Genomic DNA, 16,840 nt, shown 5'->3' with positions numbered 1-16,840 from the left:
ACTAATAGTAACGTTAAAACGTATGTTCTTACGTAAAGATGGTTTAGGTACCATTTTTTCAGGGTATTGTACGTATCATTATTCGATATTATTTACATTCTTACTATTTGATAAGGGGTTTTTTCATGTCTAAAGTAAAAAAAGCTATCATCCCAGCAGCTGGTCTTGGAACACGCTTTTTGCCAGCTACAAAAGCAATGCCAAAAGAAATGCTTCCAATTGTAGACAAGCCTACGATTCAATACATTGTTGAAGAGGCTGTGGAGGCTGGTATTGAAGACATTATTATTGTAACAGGTAAAGGGAAGCGTGCTATTGAGGATCATTTTGATCACTCGTTTGAATTAGAACAGAACCTATTTAACAAAGGGAAACTTGACATGCTTGAAAAAGTTCAAGCCTCTGCAAAAGTAGAGATTCACTATATTCGTCAAAAAGAGCCTAAAGGACTTGGACATGCTGTACATTGTGCACGCAAATTTATTGGGAATGAACCGTTTGCAGTACTTTTAGGCGATGATATTGTACAAGCTGATACGCCTTGTTTAAAACAATTAATGAATCAATATGACGAGACAGAGCGTTCCGTTATTGGTGTTCAAACGGTTCCTTCCGAAGAGACACATCGCTATGGTATTATTGATCCTGAGTCTAACAATGATCGTCTCTATCGCGTATCTCAGTTTGTGGAAAAGCCAGAACAAGGTACAGCACCTTCGAACCTAGCGATTATGGGACGCTATATTTTAACTCCTGAAATTTTTGATTTCCTTGAGAAACAAGATACTGGTGCTGGAGGGGAAATTCAGTTAACGGATGCGATTCAAGCGCTCAACGAATTCCAAAGCGTCTATGCGTATGATTTTGAAGGTAAGCGATACGATGTTGGGGAAAAGCTTGGTTTTGTTTTGACTCAAATTGAGTTTGCGCTTCAAAACGATGAAATTCGTGACAGTCTTCTTAAGAAAATGCAAGGTTATGTAGCTGAACTTGAAATTGGTCATCGTTCAAGACTGTAATGGAAAAATAATTGTCTTCCAATGGTTTCACTGTAAAAGTGAATCTATTGGAAGTTTTTTAGGTTACTTTTGGAAATGGTCACACGTGAATGAACTTGATAGAATGATAGAGAAAAAGTGTAAAAAAGTATGTGCTGCTAAAAGCTTGTTTTTAATAGGGTTACAGGAACGAACCGTTTTATTTTTGGCAACATCTTGTAACAATGTCAATAGACTGTAACCTGATTGAAATGGAATTTCTTCCAGACCGATGTTACAGTAGTGATCGACTATTAATTGGGAGGTCATTATGAAAACTTTAAAAACAACAGGTAGTAAAATCGTTTTATCAACTTCGTTTGTCGTAGGTCTTCTTTTTGTAACAGATATGAATAATGAGGCGTCCGCATATGCAGACCCTACTGAATATAGCCCTCAATCATCTTCATCGGAAACTGCTATTCAAGCAGACGTGCTTCGTGCGGGTGATCGTGGACAAGATGTTGAGAATTTACAGCAAGATTTAATTTATGCAGGTTATCCAGTTGCAGATGATGGTATTTATGGTGCGGAAACAGAGAACGCCGTTACTTCATTCCAACAAAATCAAGGTCTTCAAGTAGATGGGATAGCAGGTCCAGCAACTCAAGGGGCACTGAATAATGTAGATGCTTCTACTTCCAGACAGGAATCATCAATTGAAGTAACGGAAACAAGTACTGACACGAGTGAGCCAGTTGCGACACCAACGAATAATGAGACATCATCTGGTCTGAGTCAGTCTATTGCTGATACAGCAAGAAGTGTTTTAGGTACACCGTATGCGTGGGGTGGATCTTCAACAGCAGGTATGGATAGCAGTGGTTTTGTGAACTATGTGTTTCAAAATAACGGCATTCAAGTCGAGCGAACACATGCAGGAATGTGGGCTAGCACGGGTGTTCATGTGAACTTAAGTGACCTGCAAATCGGTGATGTTCTATTCTATGAAGGAACATATAACACACAAGGCGCCTCTCACAGCGGAATCTATGTTGGTAACGGTCAAATGATTCACTCTGGTGGCGGAAGCGAAGGTGTTTCTTACGCAGATATTAACAACTCTTACTGGCAGCAACACTTTATTGGTGTAAAGAGATTCTATTAATCTGATACCTACTAGTATAATAAACACATGTAGATACGGTTTATAAGAAAGAGGCTTCTTCTAACGAGATACGTTGTAGAAGCCTTTATTTTTGTCTACTATTCGATAAAAGAGGGTGAGTCTTATGAAAAAGGCTATTTTTTTATGTGTCGTAAGTGGCGTCATGATGGGGGCATGGAAGTAGAAGAGGAAACGATGGAACAAGGATTTTCTCAGTTAGAAGACCGTTATCATGCAATTTTAGGTGTTTATGCGCTCCATACAGAGACCGGTGAAACGATTGCTTCTAACGAAGAGGACCGTTTTGCTTACGCTTCGACACACAAAGCGCTATCCGTTGGCGTGCTTCTTCAACAGCATTCGCTGGAGGAATTGGATAAACGCGTTCATTACAATGAAAAAGATTTGGTTACATATAGCCCAATTACTGAACAGCATGTTGAGACTGGAAGGAATGACGTTAAAAGAGTTAAGTGATGCGTCTATTCGTTTTAGCGACAATTCAGCGGCAAATTTTATATTCAATGAAATTGGTGGGCCGGAAGGGTTTAAACATGCTTTACAAGACATGGGAGACCAGGTAACAGAACCGAAGCGGTGGGAAACAGAATTAAATCATTGGGCGACAGGAGAAGTGAGCGATACAAGCACAGCAAAAGCGCTAGTGGAAACGCTGCATGGAGTTGCTCTTGGGGATGAGCTTGACGAAGAAAAGCAAGATTTGTTTACTGATTGGCTTGTTCATAACACGACTGGGGATACGTTGATACGAGCAGGTGTGCCTAAAGGGTGGCAAGCGGGCGATAAAACAGGCTCAGCAGCATACGGTACGAGAAATGATATAGGAATTATTTGGCCACCAGACTATGCTCCCATTGTTCTTGCCGTTCTTTCTCATACAGACGAGGAAGACGGGGAGGTCTAAGATCATTTAATTGCCGATGCGACTAAAGAGGTGCTGATTTTACTAGGGTTAGAGTAAATGAAAGACCATCCAAATTTATAAGGTTTTTGAAATTTCTTCAAAAAAGCGGTTTCATTTGTGTGCGTTAGGGAAACCAAAACAACAGATAGGGAGATGGTACGAGCATCAAGATTAGGATCAGCATAGAGGAGCCTCTACCTAAACTATAGTATAGGGGTGTACATATGAAAAAAATGTCTTCAATTACGGTGGCTAGTTTTTTTGTTCTTTCGGTTACAGGCAATGCTTTAGCGAATGAGGAAAGTGCGGCAGATATTATTCAAATGTCGAATGAAGCCATGCTTGAGCTGGATAGTTTTTCGAGTGAAACTGCAATGGAATTAACGATGCCAGATCCAATGTCTGGTGAGGAAGTAACGCTTTCTGTTCATACTATGGAAGATGTTATTCTTAATCCATTTGCCATGCATCAAGTGTCGACAATTCATACACCTGATGGTGATCTCGAAACCACCGTCTACTGGACTGAAGAGGGTATGTATGAGCAAGGACCAGATGGTGAGTGGTACGTTTATGAAGGAATGAGTAGCGACGAAATGATGGAGCTTCTGCAAGCAACATCCACTCGCGAACAAGCGGAGATGCTTGGGGAAGATATGGACGTAAGTGAGGAAGGGGATTCCTATATACTTACTTACGATGGTAGTGGAGAGCAGCTGAACGAAATGATTGACGATCTTCTTGGTGAACTCATGATGGAAGAGGACATGCAAGGTGAGGAAGCGTTACTCGATACATTTGAAATTAGTGATCTTAGCTATGAAATGATGATTGAAAAAGACACGTACTATATGACCGAAATGACGATGGACATGACCATGGTCATTGATGATGGGGAAGAAAGCATGGAAATGCATATTTCACTAGATCAGACAGTCACCAATTTTAATGGTGTCGATTCCATTACAGTGCCAGAAGACGTCATGGAAAATGCACAGCCTGTTGAGGGTGGGGCATTGCCAGATACAGCGAGTAACCATCTTCTTTACGCGATGGGAGGATTAACATTAGCTGCTGGTGGACTAGGTCTATCTGTACTACATCGACGTAGAGTACGTACCTCTTCTTAACTAATAGTAGAAAAGACTAGTTCCTCTAAAGGGAGCTAGTCTTTTCGTTTGCTATGCCACTATTTTCTAATTGGCTATACCGATTGGCGAGAAAAACCAGTACATGCCGATGACTAATATAAGAATCATAGCACTCACCCATTTCCTGTGTTTCCATGGGATAAGGTCGACTTTTGCTTCGGTTTTTGGAAATTTAAATGGCTTGGCATTTGGTCCAAACCGACTGATTGCCCAGATTAAGAAAATGTCTACAAATAAGATGACACTGAACACGTACAAGTAATGAATATCGGTAAAGAGCTGAGATGAGCCATACACAATGATATGGAAAATGAACGTTACTTTCGCAGCAAATGGCGTCGCATACTTTGAATAGAAGCCGAGAAGAATGAGTGCAAGTAACGGCATACTATAAAGCCCGTTAAATTGCTGGACAACGTGAAATAAGCCAGCAGGTGCAAACGAAATAAGTGGTGCAATGAGTGCTGATGTTAATCCTATTGCAATGGTAAAAACTTTTCCCATACGACTTACTTGTTTGTCTGTCACATTTTTCTTCAAAGGTTTATAAAAGTCTAATGTGAGTAGAGTCGTCGTTGCGTTAAGAGCACCGACAAATGAACTTAGGATCGCACCGAAAATGACTGCCGCGAAAATACCAAAAGCCCATTCAGGAAGTACTGCTGTGATAAGCATTGGGTAAGCATTGTCGGCAGGAGCAATGGAATCTCCAAACATGTTATAGGCGATAATCCCTGGAAAAACAAGAAACAGGGCACCAAAAATTTTGAAAATCCCTACGTATAAAGCACCCTTCTGTCCCTCTTTTAAATCTCGCCCAGCAAGCGCTTTTTGCACAATCATTTGATTGGTACACCAGAAAAATAGATTATTAAAGAACAAACCCAAAAATAATGTCGGCCATGGTACCATTTCAGAATTTATAGCACCAAAGGAATTTAATTTTTCAGGTGTATGCGCTCGAATCGTTTCAAAACCGCCTAAAATTCCTCCATCTCCTAACGCAAATAAGGCAAGTACCGGAATGGAAAGACCAGCGACTAATAAACCAAGTCCGTATATGGTGTCGCTAAAAGCACTGAGTCGTAATCCGCCTATTAATAAATACAACAACCCGATAATTCCAGTTAGACCTGATATAAGAGCAATCGCAACTAAAGAATCAACGCCTAACAATTCATCAATAGAAAAAATTTGATTGAAAACGAGTGAACCAGAATATAAGACCACTGGTAAAAAGGAAACGACATATGTAAAGATAAAAAGGATTGAAGTAATTCGTTTCGTGGTTGTATCGAATCGAATTTCAATAAAATCGGTAACGGTATCAACGCCATACTTTAAATATTTTGGTAAGAAGATTAATGCGAGGGCGACGATGGCGACAGCTGCCGTCACTTCCCAACCCAACACTTCCATTCCTGTTTCGTAGCTTTGTCCGTTTTGTCCAACAATTTGTTCTGTTGAAAGGTTGGTCATAACGATAGAGCCTGCGATGGTAATCCCTGTTAAGCTTCTTCCGCCAAGAAAAAGGCCTTCAGAACTCGATAAATTGACTTTTCGGCTACGGGTATATGCATATAGCCAAATAGCCGCAACAATGACAATGAAAGTGATGATAGATAAAAACCCCATGTGTCTTCTCTTCTTTCTTAGTAGGTTGGAACATTCAGTGCAACACACAGAATGAAGTGTTTTTGTAAATTACCCTTTTTAAAGACTGCAAAACCTCTTATAACAAAAAAAACGTTCTATATACGAATGATAACGCTATCAACTGCATCGATTGTTTGTTTTTGTAAGATGCAAAAAAACAGCTATTCCCATTTAGGTCATTATAAGGACCGAATAGGAATAGCTGCTTTCTCTTCATTACGATCGAAATGCTCGTAGGACAAGACTAACGATAAAGACTAAAATAATAGCACCGATAAGAGCAGGGAAGATAGCGAATCCGCCAATAGATGGTCCCCAGCTTCCTAGTAGCCACGTTCCGATATTTGCTCCAATAAACCCTGCAATGATATTACCGATAATACCAAAGGGAACGCCTTTTCCGGTAATAGCGCCAGCAGCCCAACCAATTAAACCGCCGATAATTAAACTCCATATAAAACTCATCATGATGTGTACCTCCTTGTTCGTTTGATGTGCAATTCTACTGATGTATAGAGGCTTTTAAAAAGTAAACAAAAAGAACGCGCCTGTAGCAAATAATAGCACCATTAAGGCATTAAAAACGATGCCAATGATACCTGTTATTTTCCCACCTTTAGCCATTCCAGTGCTCACTCCTGATGCCATTACGACAGCTACAATACCTAATATCAGGCCAAGATAAGGGATAAGTAAAGATAAAATACCAAACACAAGTGCGCCAGTTCCATCAGATCCTTTTGATTGATGTGATGTTTCCATTTTTATCGCCTCCTGTGATGCTCCTTTACCTTTTTTATACTAGGTGTAAACCTTTTTAATGAATGTTCAAAGGCATATTTTGCTCCTCACCGCTTCGTTTTACAAAGGTTTTGTCTTGTCGTTAAACGTCTTTTTAAACTACTGCAACGTTTCAGATGCGATTGAGTCAAAAGTTTTTGGAAAACGGCTCATTCATGTGAAGAAAGCGTATCCCTTCTCACATTCATATTGGTTTACATGTAGTTTCTCCAAAAAAGACAAAATCATTTATAGTTGTTAAAGGAGTTCGTGAGGGTGGATAGAAAAGACTGACTTGCATAGGATAATGGTGCATGTTTAGTTGTAACAATGCCAATGTGACGTTTTTTTAATTGAGTCGTCAGTGGAATTTCGTATATGTCTTGCTGATTTAATGGTTCTTGGACAAATTCTTTTGTTACGAAAGCAATACCCATTCCAATTTTTGTACATGCTAACAAAACATCTATAGCACTTACCTCGACTTCCGGGCTAACCGTTAAATGGTGAGAGGCGAATAGCTCGTTTAAATACATGCGTGATTGGCTTTGTTGTGAAAACGTAACGATGGGATACTGAGCTAACTGGCTAAGAGTTTTCGCTTTTTCCGTTAGATGCTTGTATCGTTCACCAACAACGAAAGCACTGTGAATGCTGTAAGTGCCTTCAACGGAATAGCGTTGTTCGTCTATTGGAAGATGAACAAGAGCGATTTCAATGAGCCCGTGCTGTAATTTCGCCAATAGTTCTGGGGTTGAACCGTTTTGAAGCTTTAAATGCACATCTGGGTACTTGTTTTGAAACGATTGCACAATTGGAAGTAAAAGGTGCTTACAGGCTGAATCACTAGCTCCGATAGCAATGGATCCTTGCTTTAATTGTGCTCGTTCTGACATTGTTTTTTCCGCTAATTGAATGGTTTCAAATGCAGGTTTAATTTGTTCAAATAATTGCTTTCCTTCTGTAGTAAGGGACACGCCTTTTGATAGCCGTTGGAAAAGCTGTGTCTGAAGGTGATTTTCAAGCTGAGCGATACTCTGACTAACACTTGGCTGTGTAATGAATAGTCGTTTAGCAGCTCGACTGAAATTAAGTTCCAACGCAGTTAGATAAAAAATGTAATAGGTATCCATTTTCATGATATAAGCCTTTCTTATAGCTGATAATCAAAATATTTATTTTACTTATAACATAACCGTTAGTAGAATAAAAGGAAGGAGATGGTGACGATGACAGATGGGAATGTAGATGAGCGAGCAAGAAGCCCATGGACACCTTTAAAAGGTGTCCATCGCGTAACAGTTGCGCCGAGCTCGAAGAAAGTCGATGGAGAAGTAACAATACCTGGAAGTAAAAGCTTAACAAATCGTGCGTTTATTATGAGTGCTCTTGCACAAGGCACCTCAACGTTAAAAGGGTTTTTACGTAGTGACGATGCGTATTGGTGCATTGATGCATTAAAGAAATTAGGTGTGTCCATTGAAGTGGACGGGGATGTAGCGAAGGTGACGGGAACTGGCCAAAAATGGTCGAGCGATGAATTGTATATTGGAGCAGCTGGAACGGTTGCTCGGTTTTTGCCTGGTAGCTTAGTAACGGCTCATGAAGGCGAGTGGAAGATCGAAGCGAGTGAAAGTATGACAAAGCGACCAGTTGCGCCGTTAATTGAAGCGCTACGCTCTTTAGGTGGTGACATTACGTATTTACATAAAGAGGGCTTTTATCCTCTTTCAATTAAAGGTAAACCACTTGACGGCGGAGAAGTAACGCTGTCAGGAAAAATATCGAGTCAATACATTAGTGGCTTGTTAATAGCTGGTCCATATTTTAAAAGTCCGTTAAAAGTAAGTATAACGGATCATATTGTACAGCATGCCTACGTGCGATTAACTTTAGATTTAATGGAGGCATTTGGTGCTACTGTATCGTATAATGAGGCGTTAACTGAAATGACTGTATCGCCTTCGGTTTATACACCACAGGATGTGACCCTTGAAGCGGATGCGTCAACGGCATGTTACTTTTTTGCACTAGCGGCGCTAAACAAGGGGCGAGTGCGTGTGACGAATGTAACCGCTAATACAAAGCAACCTGATATCGGGTTTCTCACGATTCTAGAAAAGATGGGCTGCACGGTAACGAAGGGTGAAACGTATGTAGAAGTACAAGGGCCTGCTAAACTTAAAGGAGGCTTTCGTATTTCAATGCGTGAAATGTCAGATCAAACGTTAACCCTTGCTGCTATGGCACCATTTGCAGACGGACCGATCACCATTACAGAAGTGGAGCATATTCGCTATCACGAATCAAATCGAATCAAGGTTATGGCGGATTCACTTAAAGACTTGGGCATTCAAGTGGAAGAATATCAAGATGGGTTGAAAGTATATCCGGGAACGCCACAAGGCACAACCCTTGATACGTATGACGACCACCGTGTTGCCATGTCATTGGCGCTAATTGGTACGCAAGTGTCTGGAGTGGAGCTTGTCGATCCAGGATGTGTTTCAAAAACGTGTCCATCGTTCTTCGATCTTCTTGCGACATTTGGTGTGAATGTGACAAAAAAAGCATAGATGTAAGAAAGGATGGTTGTTTAAAAAGCACCATCCTTTTTTTCATTGACCGATAGGAGCTCGGCAAGGTCCCATTGAAAGACGCTTTTTAACATTTACTAAGAGAGATTCAGCATAAAGTTCATCGACAATAGTATCTAGCTTGTCCAAGTCAGTACTGGAAATGGGCTTAAGCGTGGTGAGCTGTATAAAGAGAGCCTTTATTTCTTTTGGATACACATTTGCGGATATAGATGAAAGTCGATTAAACCCTAGCTCTACTTTAGAATATAAGTTTTGTTCCCCGCCAGCGTAAAAAAAGAAAGGCTTTGTTAGCTGTTGCATCAGTTCAGGAATTTTTTCAGGGTTTCCTGCTTCTTTGATACCAATAATTTGTTCATGCTCGCTCAATGTGAGAATGGTTTCTATTGAAAGGTCAAAACCCGTACGTCCAGGATTGTTGTATAGGATAACCGGTTTGCTTGTAGCGGAAAGAATAGCCTCTGTGTATGCGATCGCTTCTTTTTGTGTAGGACGAATATAAGGGGGATAGCCAAGTAAAATGCCAGCTATTGTAGATTGGTCAAGTAACTTGGCAAATTGCACCGCTTCTGTTTGACGAATCGATGAGAGACCAAATAAAATTTCCATGTGATCTCGTAAGTGGCTTTCTTTTTGAATGGCATTTAGTAAGAGTTGTTTCTCATGAATCGTTAAGCTATGTTGTTCACCGGTTGAACCACATAGAAGAACGGATTGAATACCGTTATTAGCTAAATAATTGATATGAGTCATCGTTGCATCAACATGAAGGGTTTCATCTTCATAAAAAGCAGTTGGAACGGCTACGTGAACATCTTCTAGTAACAAGGTATACGCCTCATTTCACTGGTACGTTTTTCTTTATTATAGTCTGATTGTTCTGTTTTATAAAGGGGTATGTTCGACATTCTCTTTAAACGTCTCTTGGAACGTGTTACGGTAAACGTGTAGGGGGGATAGCATGATTGAAATAGCGAGAGATCGTCTATTTCATTATTTTATGAAGGTTTTCCACACGGTTTTTTTCGCACATTTTTTAGGGCAACTTCTATTTGATGCGACAGTCCTTATGGAACGATTACCGCACTTATTTTTCGTTGCGTTTTTGGTTGCGCTTGCTTATACCTTTGGTATTGTGAAGGTAAAGGATACGTAATGGCATTCGGTATGTTAGATAGCCACATTCCGTTTGCATGAGGACAGCTTGTAGACCATTTGTAGACAGGCATCGATGTATCAAGTCTGTTGACCTTAGCTTTTTCGTAAATTCTATTGCAAAAGGGGAGAGATCTATGCCGTACGTCAATATAAAAGTAACAAAAGAAAATGGAGGGTTAACTAAGGAAGAGAAGCAAAAATTAATTAAAGGAGTAACAGATTTACTTCAAGAAACGTTACATAAAAACCCTGCTTCGACTGTTGTTGTGATTGATGAGGTTGATATGGATAATTATGGACTTGGCGCTGAACAAATTTCTGATCGACGAAAACGTGGGGAATAAAAAAATGGCCTCCTTTAGAGTGTGTATAGGGGGGCTTTCTAACTTTATTTTCTTAATCGAATGATGAAACGATCGAATGAGTTATTAATAGTCAGAAAGTCATAAATAAGGTACTATTATGGAAAGAAGCTTCAAGAGGGTTAGGTGAACATGCTTTCGAATACGTATTACCAACCGAATTGCCATACACCTTATAAATACAAATATACGTTTCAATTTAGTTTTAATGAAACCCAAGTGACTGAGGCTGAGATGCATTCCCAGATGTGCAACTATATCCAGGAATATTTGCCGTTCATCATTCAAAATCGTTGTATCTCTGATGATTACACACGATTTTCCCTTCATGATCACGATTGGAACGAGGTTGGTCTGTTAAAGGTAAGCATTATTAATGACTATACAAGTAAAAAAATTGTTTGTAGAGTAGATTCTCTTTATAAAAGTAAGAAATAAGACGACTTTCTTTAGCGTCAGATGTTGTGGGGAGGTTGGAGGATGGAACAGGTTACCGGAGAAAAGTCGCTGTATCATTTTTTGAAGCAACGAACTTGGGATTTAACCGAGCAGTGGTATGAGGATTTAAATAAGGAAAGAAAAGGCGTATATGGTTCGACCGATCAAGAAGCAGTAGCGCTTTTGAAAAGGCAAAACCACGCATTTCATGTGTTATTCTGTGAGCTCTTTAAAGGGGATGATCAACACCCTGAAGAATTATTTGAGACATGGATTCAGACGATGGCTGAAGATGATGCACATTTAGGCACTCCTATGCCTGATATGATTGAAGAATTTTTAAATGTGAAGGAACAGTATATTGCACTATTAGAGGAATATGCGCTTCAATGTTCAGAGACGATTACGATCAGTGAATTTAATCAATGGAATAAGCGATTAGCGAGTGCCTTAAAGGTCATTATGGTGAAATTTACTGCTAATAATTTGGCTCATACAGCTGAGCAATTACGCACCAGGCAAGAGATGATTGCGCAATTAAGTGCACCTATTATTAAATTACGAAAAGGCATTGCTCTCTTACCTTTAGTAGGGGAACTGGAGATTGATCGAGCACATATCATTTTTACTCAAACGCTGGAAAAGTGTTCGAATATGACTATTCAATCATTACTAATTGATTTGTCCGGTGTTTCAGATGTAGACAGACATGTAGCCGACCAACTTTTTTTGTTGATAAGCGGTTTAAAATTAATAGGGATTAAAGCATCTTTGTCCGGTTTGAGACCAGAAATTGCACGTACGTCAATTCACTTAGGCGTTGACTTTAAAGAGGTTAATGTGTATTCCTCTATTGAACGAGCTCTTGAATCATTGCTGTAAGACTTCTAATTGAAGAAGTCTTTTTTTTGATTTGAAAATTGGATCATCCTTGATTCAGACTTCGTATTATCCAGATGAGAGGGCTCTCTTTATACTGAAAGAGAGAAGGCGAAGGAGGAACGATGATGTCGATTAATTTTCATCAGGAAGAAAACAAAACAAGTTATTTAAACAGAGAGGCACACATTACGTGGAAGCAGGAGCTAACCCCTTTACTTACAGCATATAAGCCGAGTCATGTTGTTGATTTAGGCTGTGGCGGAGGGATTTATACACGGGCATTAGCGACAATGGGTGTTCCAAGCGTAACAGGGGTCGACTTCTCCAAAGTGATGATTGAAGCGGCGCAGCGTCATAGTGCTTCTTATCCGACTGTTGGTTATCAAATCGGTGCAGCAAAAAGCACGGGTCTAGAGAACCATAGCGCGGATATGGTGTTGGCAAGAGCACTGCTGCATCATCTAGATACCCTCGAACCAGTTTTTAATGAAGTCAGTCGCATTGTTGCTCAAGATGGTTTGTTTCTTATTCAAACGAGAACAACGGATGATTGCTTCCTGAAAGGTACAGAAAACCATGTTCGAGGCTTTTTCTTTGATTGCTTTCCAGCATTAATGGAAGTGGAGAAGAAAAGAAGGTACTCGGTAGAGGCGATTTGTGCAGCATACGAAAAATCTGGATGGACTCTGGAACGAAAGTGGACATTCTGGGAGACAAGAGCGCGTCATTCATCTAAGGAAGTGTTGCTTAATGACATTCGTTTAAGGAAGGGCAGAAGTATTTTACACGAACTGTCAGATAGCCAGTTGCAGAAGCTTACGGCACATATGCAGGCGAATATTGCATCAAGAGGTGCAATCGAAGAAAAGGATCGCTGGACGTTACTAGTAGCAAAGAAAAAAGATACCCCCTTGTCTTAACGAGCATGACAAGGGGATAGCCTTTAACCTACGATTTCGGTTTTGCCGAGAGTGTGGAAATCTGAATCACTATCTGCCTGAGTAAAAAAGCTAGTAGAGGATACTGCTAACACAATGATAAACGCTGCGAATAATTTTTTCATACTTGATCAGCTCCTAATTTGTTTTGATTGACTTTCGCTTTATAAGCAATTCGGTAATACTTTAACGACGTAGAGTCGTCATTACGTTGATCCGCAAGTTCTACCATCTCTTCTGCTAATTCACATACTTCGTAAAGCAGGCTTAACTCATATAAATCATTTATTGCCTGATCGACTAAAGCGTGATCTTTTGCAATGTAAAGACCATCTAAATAAAGGCAGCGTGCCTTGTATTCCTTATTGTTGTATTGATTAGCTTCTGCTTTCGCTTGTTGAAACAGTTCTAATGCTTCGTCGTCTTGACCAAGTTTAAAGAGGGTGTTCGAAAGGTCGTAACGTGTTTTCATACCGATCTGATGGCTTCGGTGTTCTTCATACTCCAACGCTTGGTAAAAATAGGTTTTCGCTGCCTCATACTCTTTTTGACGTAATTTACTCAAGCCAAGTGTGCGCAAGATAAGCGCTGATGTGCGGGGAAACGTTGATTCGCGAAAAGCCTCTTTAAGGATGGCATCTCCTGTTTCGAATTCGTGTAATTCAGAGCGAATGGCCCCAAGCACCTGTTTACAGTTGAGTGCTCGTTCGTAATAGCTCAAGCGGTTAAAAATCGTTTCGGCTTGCTCTAAATAAGAGCTAGCTAATAAATATTGATTTAACCGATAGTACACCAATCCAATATACAAATAAAACTCCGATTCCTCTGCATCATCATTTACGTGCTCAAGAAGGCGTTCAGCTTTACGAAACATCTTAATCGCTGAGCGGTAACGCTCTTGTGTGTATTCGTACTGGCCACTAATAAAATAGTAAAGGTATTTTAGGTAGCGATCCACCTCCGTTTCAACAAATTCAAATGTGTCACCTAATTCATGCTTTTTATTAAATTCATCAACAAAAATATTGTGTCTAAACTCGACGAGTGAATAATAGGCTAAGATCTTATCATTTGTTTGCATATGCATGACGGCATGTCGCGCTTCTTCTTTTAACAAAATGGCTTGCTCATAAGAAGCTGAAATGATGCAACTGTACCATTCAACGATCTTGGCACCTACTTCTTCCGGTGTTAATGTGTGTTGCACGATGTTCACCTACTTGTTAGAGTATATGCTTATTCGTCATTGTAGCAGAAATTTCAATTAATTGTACAAAAAATAAATTTTCCCAACATCGAAAAGGTTAAAATCACCATTAAACCTATTTAGTATATGTACTAGCGAAGGTGAAATGGTTTAGCTATGATATATATAAAGAAGTAAGAGAGGAAGCGTGAACCGAATGTATAAGAAAGTTTTAGACTCACCCTTGGGGACGTTAACGCTGGCAAGCGATGGTGAACAGTTAACGGGGGTGTGGCTGAAAGGGCAAAAGTATGAAAAACAAACGATTCATCAATCAGCAGTTGTAAGAAATGATTTGCCTCTCTTTTTGAAAGTAGAAGAGTGGCTAGAGCGTTACGCTCACGGTGAGGCACCAGCCATAGATTTTCCATTAAAGCCTGAAGGAAGTATGTTTCGGCAGGAAGTATGGAAGCATTTGCTCACGATTCCATATGGGGAAGTTGAGACGTATGGAAACATTGCGAAGAAAATGGAGCGAAACCATGGAAGGAATATGTCGGCTCAAGCGGTTGGAGGAGCGGTAGGGCATAACCCAATCTCCATTCTTATTCCTTGTCACCGTGTAGTCGGTTCTAACGGTAGTTTAACAGGATATGCAGGGGGCATTGAAATGAAAAAGCACCTTCTTATGATTGAAGGTGTCCAATTGAACGGTTTCTATGATCCGAGCCCCGTTCGTTGACAAGTATTACTTAAAAATGCTGTTAAATGATGTTATGGGTCAAAGGTTTTTCCATTAACACGATGGGGATGCCACGTGAAGTTTGTTTTTCTTTAATGATGTAACCGAGAGAGTGATAGAAGGCCATATTTTTTGGGACGCTTACTCTCACTTTGCATTGGAGAAAGGGGATACTGGCTTTTATTGCAGCGGCTTCTAGCTCGTTTAAAAGCAAGGTTGCAATGCCTTGCCCCCTTTTTTCAGGAAGAACCGAGAGACGGAAAAAGGAAAGAACGTTTGATTGGAAGGTATATCGCACAACGCCAATAGGATGCTGATGTTCCTGCGCAAGCAGAGCTTGTTCGCCATTCATCAGCTGTTTTCGAATAGACAGAACCGTCTCGTCTAATGCGCTTGAAGGAGGTAAAGCCTTTTCGTACTCACGGAATGCCGCTTTCATAACAAGGTGGATGGCCGCTGCATCTTGTTTAGTGGCTTGAATAACGTTCATATACTCATTCCTTCCTTTATTTTTGTATTATTATACATTTAAATGATTAATTATGCAAATGAAACATAGTCAATTGTAAGGTCGAAAAGCATCTTCGACTTTTTCATAAATCCATTGTGTTAGTAGCAACGAACCAACGAGTATTAAAGGCAAAAGGAGTAGGTGAATGGAGTACGTAACGCCTCGATTAAAACGGGCAAAAATGAAGTCGATTAATGGCATTAGTATCCACAAAAGAAAACAAAAGCTCAACCCGAAGACAACCATTTTCAAAATCGTTTTCATGATAAAACAACCTCCTTTTACTCCCATACCCTCATTCGCGCTCCTTTAACATGATCAATGGCTTTCCGTTTATAGGGTTCCATAAGTAGGATCGCATGGTTGAGAATAGTTGAAGAATGGAAGTGAAAGCAAGTCGTCATAGCGAAAAACATGAAGTGTTACACGGTTACTCATAAGTTTACACTGGTTCTCCTTTTGACATACTAAGTACATAGGTGCAATGATAGACGTATACTTATTTACATGAAGAAAGGATTTCACATATATGAGCAATCAAGGTAAAGCCGTTACGATGAATCAATTAAAAGAGGCAAAAAAAGAGCTAACCCGTTTTATGATGAAGTATAAGTTTGCCTTAGACGAAATGACAACAAAGATTGAAATACTAGAAGAAGAATTCAGGTACGTTCATGAATACAATCCGATTGAAAACATTGCGTCTCGTTTAAAGACACCTGAGAGTTTATTTTTGAAGGTACAACGGAAGCAGCTTCCTATTAACATTCACGAAATTAAGAAACATATTATGGATATTGCTGGTGTTCGGATTAACTGCTCGTTTCAAAAAGATATTTTCCTACTGAAAGAGATGATTGAATCTCAAGATGATTTGAAGGTTATCGAGGTGAAAGACTACATTACACAACCAAAACCGAATGGCTATCGCAGCATGCACATCATTGTGGAGGTCCCTGTTTATTTATCAAACTGCCGTGAGTGTATTCCGGTGGAGATTCAAATTCGTACAGTCGCGATGGACTTTTGGGCAAGTTTAGAGCATAAAATCTTTTATAAGTTTGAAAAAGAAGTACCGTCAGAAATGACAACAGAATTAAAGAAGGTTGCTGACACAGCTGCGGAACTAGATCAGCAAATGGAAGCCCTTCATAATGAGTCTTTAAAATATACAACGGAAGCAGATGAAAGTCAGTTGTTTGGCAGTTTGCGTTTTGATCAAGAACGTCTTCAGCTTCCGAATGAATTGTTAAACTCTCTTTCTGCTTTACAAGAGAAAAAAGATACGTAACATCTCGCTTGTGCGGGATGTTTTTTTACTATTGAACATCAGCAAAAAAAGCTCTCTATTGGTTTCATAGAGAGTCCT

21 protein-coding genes are annotated in these 16,840 nt (G+C 39.9%); 13 read left to right on the top strand and 8 right to left on the bottom strand.

Features of this window, described 5'->3' with window-relative positions; all coding sequences use genetic code 11:
* Nucleotides 1–125: 125 nt before the first annotated feature.
* From galU to PQ477_RS05085, 5 genes are all read left to right on the top strand, one after another.
* Nucleotides 126–1,019 carry a UTP--glucose-1-phosphate uridylyltransferase GalU gene (galU, locus tag PQ477_RS05105; RefSeq protein ID WP_144560034.1) on the top strand — a complete coding sequence of 298 codons (894 nt, stop codon included), beginning with the start codon at nt 126–128 and terminating at the stop codon, nt 1,017–1,019.
* Between the two features lie 289 nt (nt 1,020–1,308).
* Nucleotides 1,309–2,145, top strand: coding sequence for a C40 family peptidase (locus PQ477_RS05100; RefSeq protein ID WP_274273072.1), 837 nt, complete (start codon nt 1,309–1,311; stop codon nt 2,143–2,145).
* Between the two features lie 144 nt (nt 2,146–2,289).
* A complete protein-coding gene (locus tag PQ477_RS05095) occupies nt 2,290–2,622 on the top strand; it encodes a serine hydrolase (protein ID WP_274273071.1) in 333 nt (110 codons plus the stop codon).
* Nucleotides 2,600–3,070 carry a serine hydrolase gene (locus tag PQ477_RS05090; RefSeq protein WP_274273070.1) on the top strand — a complete coding sequence of 157 codons (471 nt, stop codon included), beginning with the start codon at nt 2,600–2,602 and terminating at the stop codon, nt 3,068–3,070. Before PQ477_RS05095 ends, PQ477_RS05090 begins: the two co-directional genes overlap by 23 nt.
* Nucleotides 3,071–3,294: 224 nt before the next feature.
* On the top strand, nt 3,295–4,200 hold the full coding sequence (locus PQ477_RS05085; RefSeq protein ID WP_274273069.1) for a DUF6612 family protein: 906 nt from the start codon (nt 3,295–3,297) through the stop codon (nt 4,198–4,200).
* Nucleotides 4,201–4,266: 66 nt separating this feature from the next.
* On the opposite strand, the gene PQ477_RS05080 is transcribed toward PQ477_RS05085, so the two are convergent.
* From PQ477_RS05080 to PQ477_RS05065, 4 genes are all read right to left on the bottom strand, one after another.
* On the bottom strand, nt 4,267–5,856 hold the full coding sequence (locus tag PQ477_RS05080) for a solute:sodium symporter family transporter (RefSeq protein ID WP_274273068.1): 1,590 nt from the start codon (nt 5,854–5,856) through the stop codon (nt 4,267–4,269).
* Nucleotides 5,857–6,093: 237 nt separating this feature from the next.
* Nucleotides 6,094–6,342 (bottom strand): GlsB/YeaQ/YmgE family stress response membrane protein, encoded by a 249-nt coding sequence (locus tag PQ477_RS05075; RefSeq protein WP_035397825.1) that lies wholly within the window; start codon nt 6,340–6,342, stop codon nt 6,094–6,096.
* Nucleotides 6,343–6,399: 57 nt separating this feature from the next.
* Entirely contained in the window at nt 6,400–6,639 is a 240-nt protein-coding gene (locus PQ477_RS05070; RefSeq protein WP_035397786.1) for a hypothetical protein, read from the bottom strand.
* A gap of 263 nt (nt 6,640–6,902) precedes the next feature.
* Nucleotides 6,903–7,796: a LysR family transcriptional regulator gene (locus PQ477_RS05065; protein WP_274273067.1), complete on the bottom strand. Its 894-nt coding sequence runs from the start codon at nt 7,794–7,796 to the stop codon at nt 6,903–6,905.
* A gap of 90 nt (nt 7,797–7,886) precedes the next feature.
* Between PQ477_RS05065 and aroA the strand changes: the two genes are divergently transcribed.
* A complete protein-coding gene (gene aroA, locus PQ477_RS05060; RefSeq protein ID WP_060704648.1) occupies nt 7,887–9,233 on the top strand; it encodes a 3-phosphoshikimate 1-carboxyvinyltransferase in 1,347 nt (448 codons plus the stop codon).
* 42 nt (nt 9,234–9,275) lie between these two features.
* On the opposite strand, the gene PQ477_RS05055 is transcribed toward aroA, so the two are convergent.
* Nucleotides 9,276–10,082 carry a dihydrodipicolinate synthase family protein gene (locus PQ477_RS05055; protein ID WP_274273066.1) on the bottom strand — a complete coding sequence of 269 codons (807 nt, stop codon included), beginning with the start codon at nt 10,080–10,082 and terminating at the stop codon, nt 9,276–9,278.
* Between the two features lie 133 nt (nt 10,083–10,215).
* Here PQ477_RS05055 and PQ477_RS05050 point away from each other — a divergent pair, with 133 nt between their 5' ends.
* From PQ477_RS05050 to PQ477_RS05030, 5 genes are all read left to right on the top strand, one after another.
* Nucleotides 10,216–10,410: a hypothetical protein gene (locus PQ477_RS05050; RefSeq protein ID WP_035397790.1), complete on the top strand. Its 195-nt coding sequence runs from the start codon at nt 10,216–10,218 to the stop codon at nt 10,408–10,410.
* A gap of 136 nt (nt 10,411–10,546) precedes the next feature.
* The gene (locus PQ477_RS05045; protein WP_035397791.1) at nt 10,547–10,756 is read left to right on the top strand and encodes a tautomerase family protein; all 210 of its coding nucleotides are present in this window, start codon (nt 10,547–10,549) and stop codon (nt 10,754–10,756) included.
* A 144-nt stretch (nt 10,757–10,900) separates the two neighbouring features.
* On the top strand, nt 10,901–11,212 hold the full coding sequence (locus tag PQ477_RS05040) for a hypothetical protein (RefSeq protein WP_274273065.1): 312 nt from the start codon (nt 10,901–10,903) through the stop codon (nt 11,210–11,212).
* 42 nt (nt 11,213–11,254) lie between these two features.
* Complete coding sequence (locus PQ477_RS05035; protein ID WP_274273064.1) at nt 11,255–12,094, top strand: STAS domain-containing protein; 840 nt, start codon at nt 11,255–11,257, stop codon at nt 12,092–12,094.
* 125 nt (nt 12,095–12,219) lie between these two features.
* A complete protein-coding gene (locus tag PQ477_RS05030; RefSeq protein ID WP_274273063.1) occupies nt 12,220–13,014 on the top strand; it encodes a class I SAM-dependent methyltransferase in 795 nt (264 codons plus the stop codon).
* A 139-nt stretch (nt 13,015–13,153) separates the two neighbouring features.
* Here PQ477_RS05030 and PQ477_RS05025 read toward each other — a convergent pair whose 3' ends face one another.
* The gene (locus tag PQ477_RS05025) at nt 13,154–14,239 is read right to left on the bottom strand and encodes a response regulator aspartate phosphatase (protein WP_060704652.1); all 1,086 of its coding nucleotides are present in this window, start codon (nt 14,237–14,239) and stop codon (nt 13,154–13,156) included.
* A gap of 196 nt (nt 14,240–14,435) precedes the next feature.
* Between PQ477_RS05025 and PQ477_RS05020 the strand changes: the two genes are divergently transcribed.
* Nucleotides 14,436–14,960, top strand: coding sequence for a methylated-DNA--[protein]-cysteine S-methyltransferase (locus PQ477_RS05020; protein ID WP_274273062.1), 525 nt, complete (start codon nt 14,436–14,438; stop codon nt 14,958–14,960).
* Nucleotides 14,961–14,982: 22 nt separating this feature from the next.
* Here PQ477_RS05020 and PQ477_RS05015 read toward each other — a convergent pair whose 3' ends face one another.
* Together PQ477_RS05015 and PQ477_RS05010 are read right to left on the bottom strand one after the other, a co-directional pair.
* Nucleotides 14,983–15,450 (bottom strand): GNAT family N-acetyltransferase, encoded by a 468-nt coding sequence (locus PQ477_RS05015; RefSeq protein ID WP_144560019.1) that lies wholly within the window; start codon nt 15,448–15,450, stop codon nt 14,983–14,985.
* Nucleotides 15,451–15,519: 69 nt separating this feature from the next.
* On the bottom strand, nt 15,520–15,735 hold the full coding sequence (locus tag PQ477_RS05010; RefSeq protein WP_274273061.1) for a hypothetical protein: 216 nt from the start codon (nt 15,733–15,735) through the stop codon (nt 15,520–15,522).
* A 265-nt stretch (nt 15,736–16,000) separates the two neighbouring features.
* Here PQ477_RS05010 and PQ477_RS05005 point away from each other — a divergent pair, with 265 nt between their 5' ends.
* Entirely contained in the window at nt 16,001–16,762 is a 762-nt protein-coding gene (locus tag PQ477_RS05005) for a GTP pyrophosphokinase (protein ID WP_274273060.1), read from the top strand.
* Nucleotides 16,763–16,840: the final 78 nt, after the last annotated feature.

Source organism: Shouchella hunanensis, from assembly GCF_028735875.1.
In the GTDB taxonomy this organism is placed as follows: domain Bacteria; phylum Bacillota; class Bacilli; order Bacillales; family Bacillaceae_D; genus Shouchella; species Shouchella hunanensis.
The sequence above is the reverse complement of the archived record's forward strand: the minus strand, read 5'-3'. Positions and strand labels throughout refer to the sequence as shown.

Coding starts and splice junctions, on each gene's coding strand:
- PQ477_RS05005 (WP_274273060.1), top strand. CDS start 16,001: ATGAGCAATCAAGGTAAAGCCGTTACGATGAATCAATTAAAAGAGGCA.
- aroA (WP_060704648.1), top strand. CDS start 7,887: ATGACAGATGGGAATGTAGATGAGCGAGCAAGAAGCCCATGGACACCT.
- PQ477_RS05090 (WP_274273070.1), top strand. CDS start 2,600: ATGACGTTAAAAGAGTTAAGTGATGCGTCTATTCGTTTTAGCGACAAT.
- PQ477_RS05065 (WP_274273067.1), bottom strand. CDS start 7,796: ATGAAAATGGATACCTATTACATTTTTTATCTAACTGCGTTGGAACTT.
- PQ477_RS05050 (WP_035397790.1), top strand. CDS start 10,216: ATGATTGAAATAGCGAGAGATCGTCTATTTCATTATTTTATGAAGGTT.
- PQ477_RS05100 (WP_274273072.1), top strand. CDS start 1,309: ATGAAAACTTTAAAAACAACAGGTAGTAAAATCGTTTTATCAACTTCG.
- PQ477_RS05045 (WP_035397791.1), top strand. CDS start 10,547: ATGCCGTACGTCAATATAAAAGTAACAAAAGAAAATGGAGGGTTAACT.
- PQ477_RS05080 (WP_274273068.1), bottom strand. CDS start 5,856: ATGGGGTTTTTATCTATCATCACTTTCATTGTCATTGTTGCGGCTATT.
- PQ477_RS05085 (WP_274273069.1), top strand. CDS start 3,295: ATGAAAAAAATGTCTTCAATTACGGTGGCTAGTTTTTTTGTTCTTTCG.
- PQ477_RS05010 (WP_274273061.1), bottom strand. CDS start 15,735: ATGAAAACGATTTTGAAAATGGTTGTCTTCGGGTTGAGCTTTTGTTTT.
- PQ477_RS05095 (WP_274273071.1), top strand. CDS start 2,290: ATGTGTCGTAAGTGGCGTCATGATGGGGGCATGGAAGTAGAAGAGGAA.
- PQ477_RS05030 (WP_274273063.1), top strand. CDS start 12,220: ATGTCGATTAATTTTCATCAGGAAGAAAACAAAACAAGTTATTTAAAC.
- PQ477_RS05035 (WP_274273064.1), top strand. CDS start 11,255: ATGGAACAGGTTACCGGAGAAAAGTCGCTGTATCATTTTTTGAAGCAA.
- PQ477_RS05070 (WP_035397786.1), bottom strand. CDS start 6,639: ATGGAAACATCACATCAATCAAAAGGATCTGATGGAACTGGCGCACTT.
- PQ477_RS05015 (WP_144560019.1), bottom strand. CDS start 15,450: ATGAACGTTATTCAAGCCACTAAACAAGATGCAGCGGCCATCCACCTT.
- PQ477_RS05020 (WP_274273062.1), top strand. CDS start 14,436: ATGTATAAGAAAGTTTTAGACTCACCCTTGGGGACGTTAACGCTGGCA.
- PQ477_RS05075 (WP_035397825.1), bottom strand. CDS start 6,342: ATGAGTTTTATATGGAGTTTAATTATCGGCGGTTTAATTGGTTGGGCT.
- galU (WP_144560034.1), top strand. CDS start 126: ATGTCTAAAGTAAAAAAAGCTATCATCCCAGCAGCTGGTCTTGGAACA.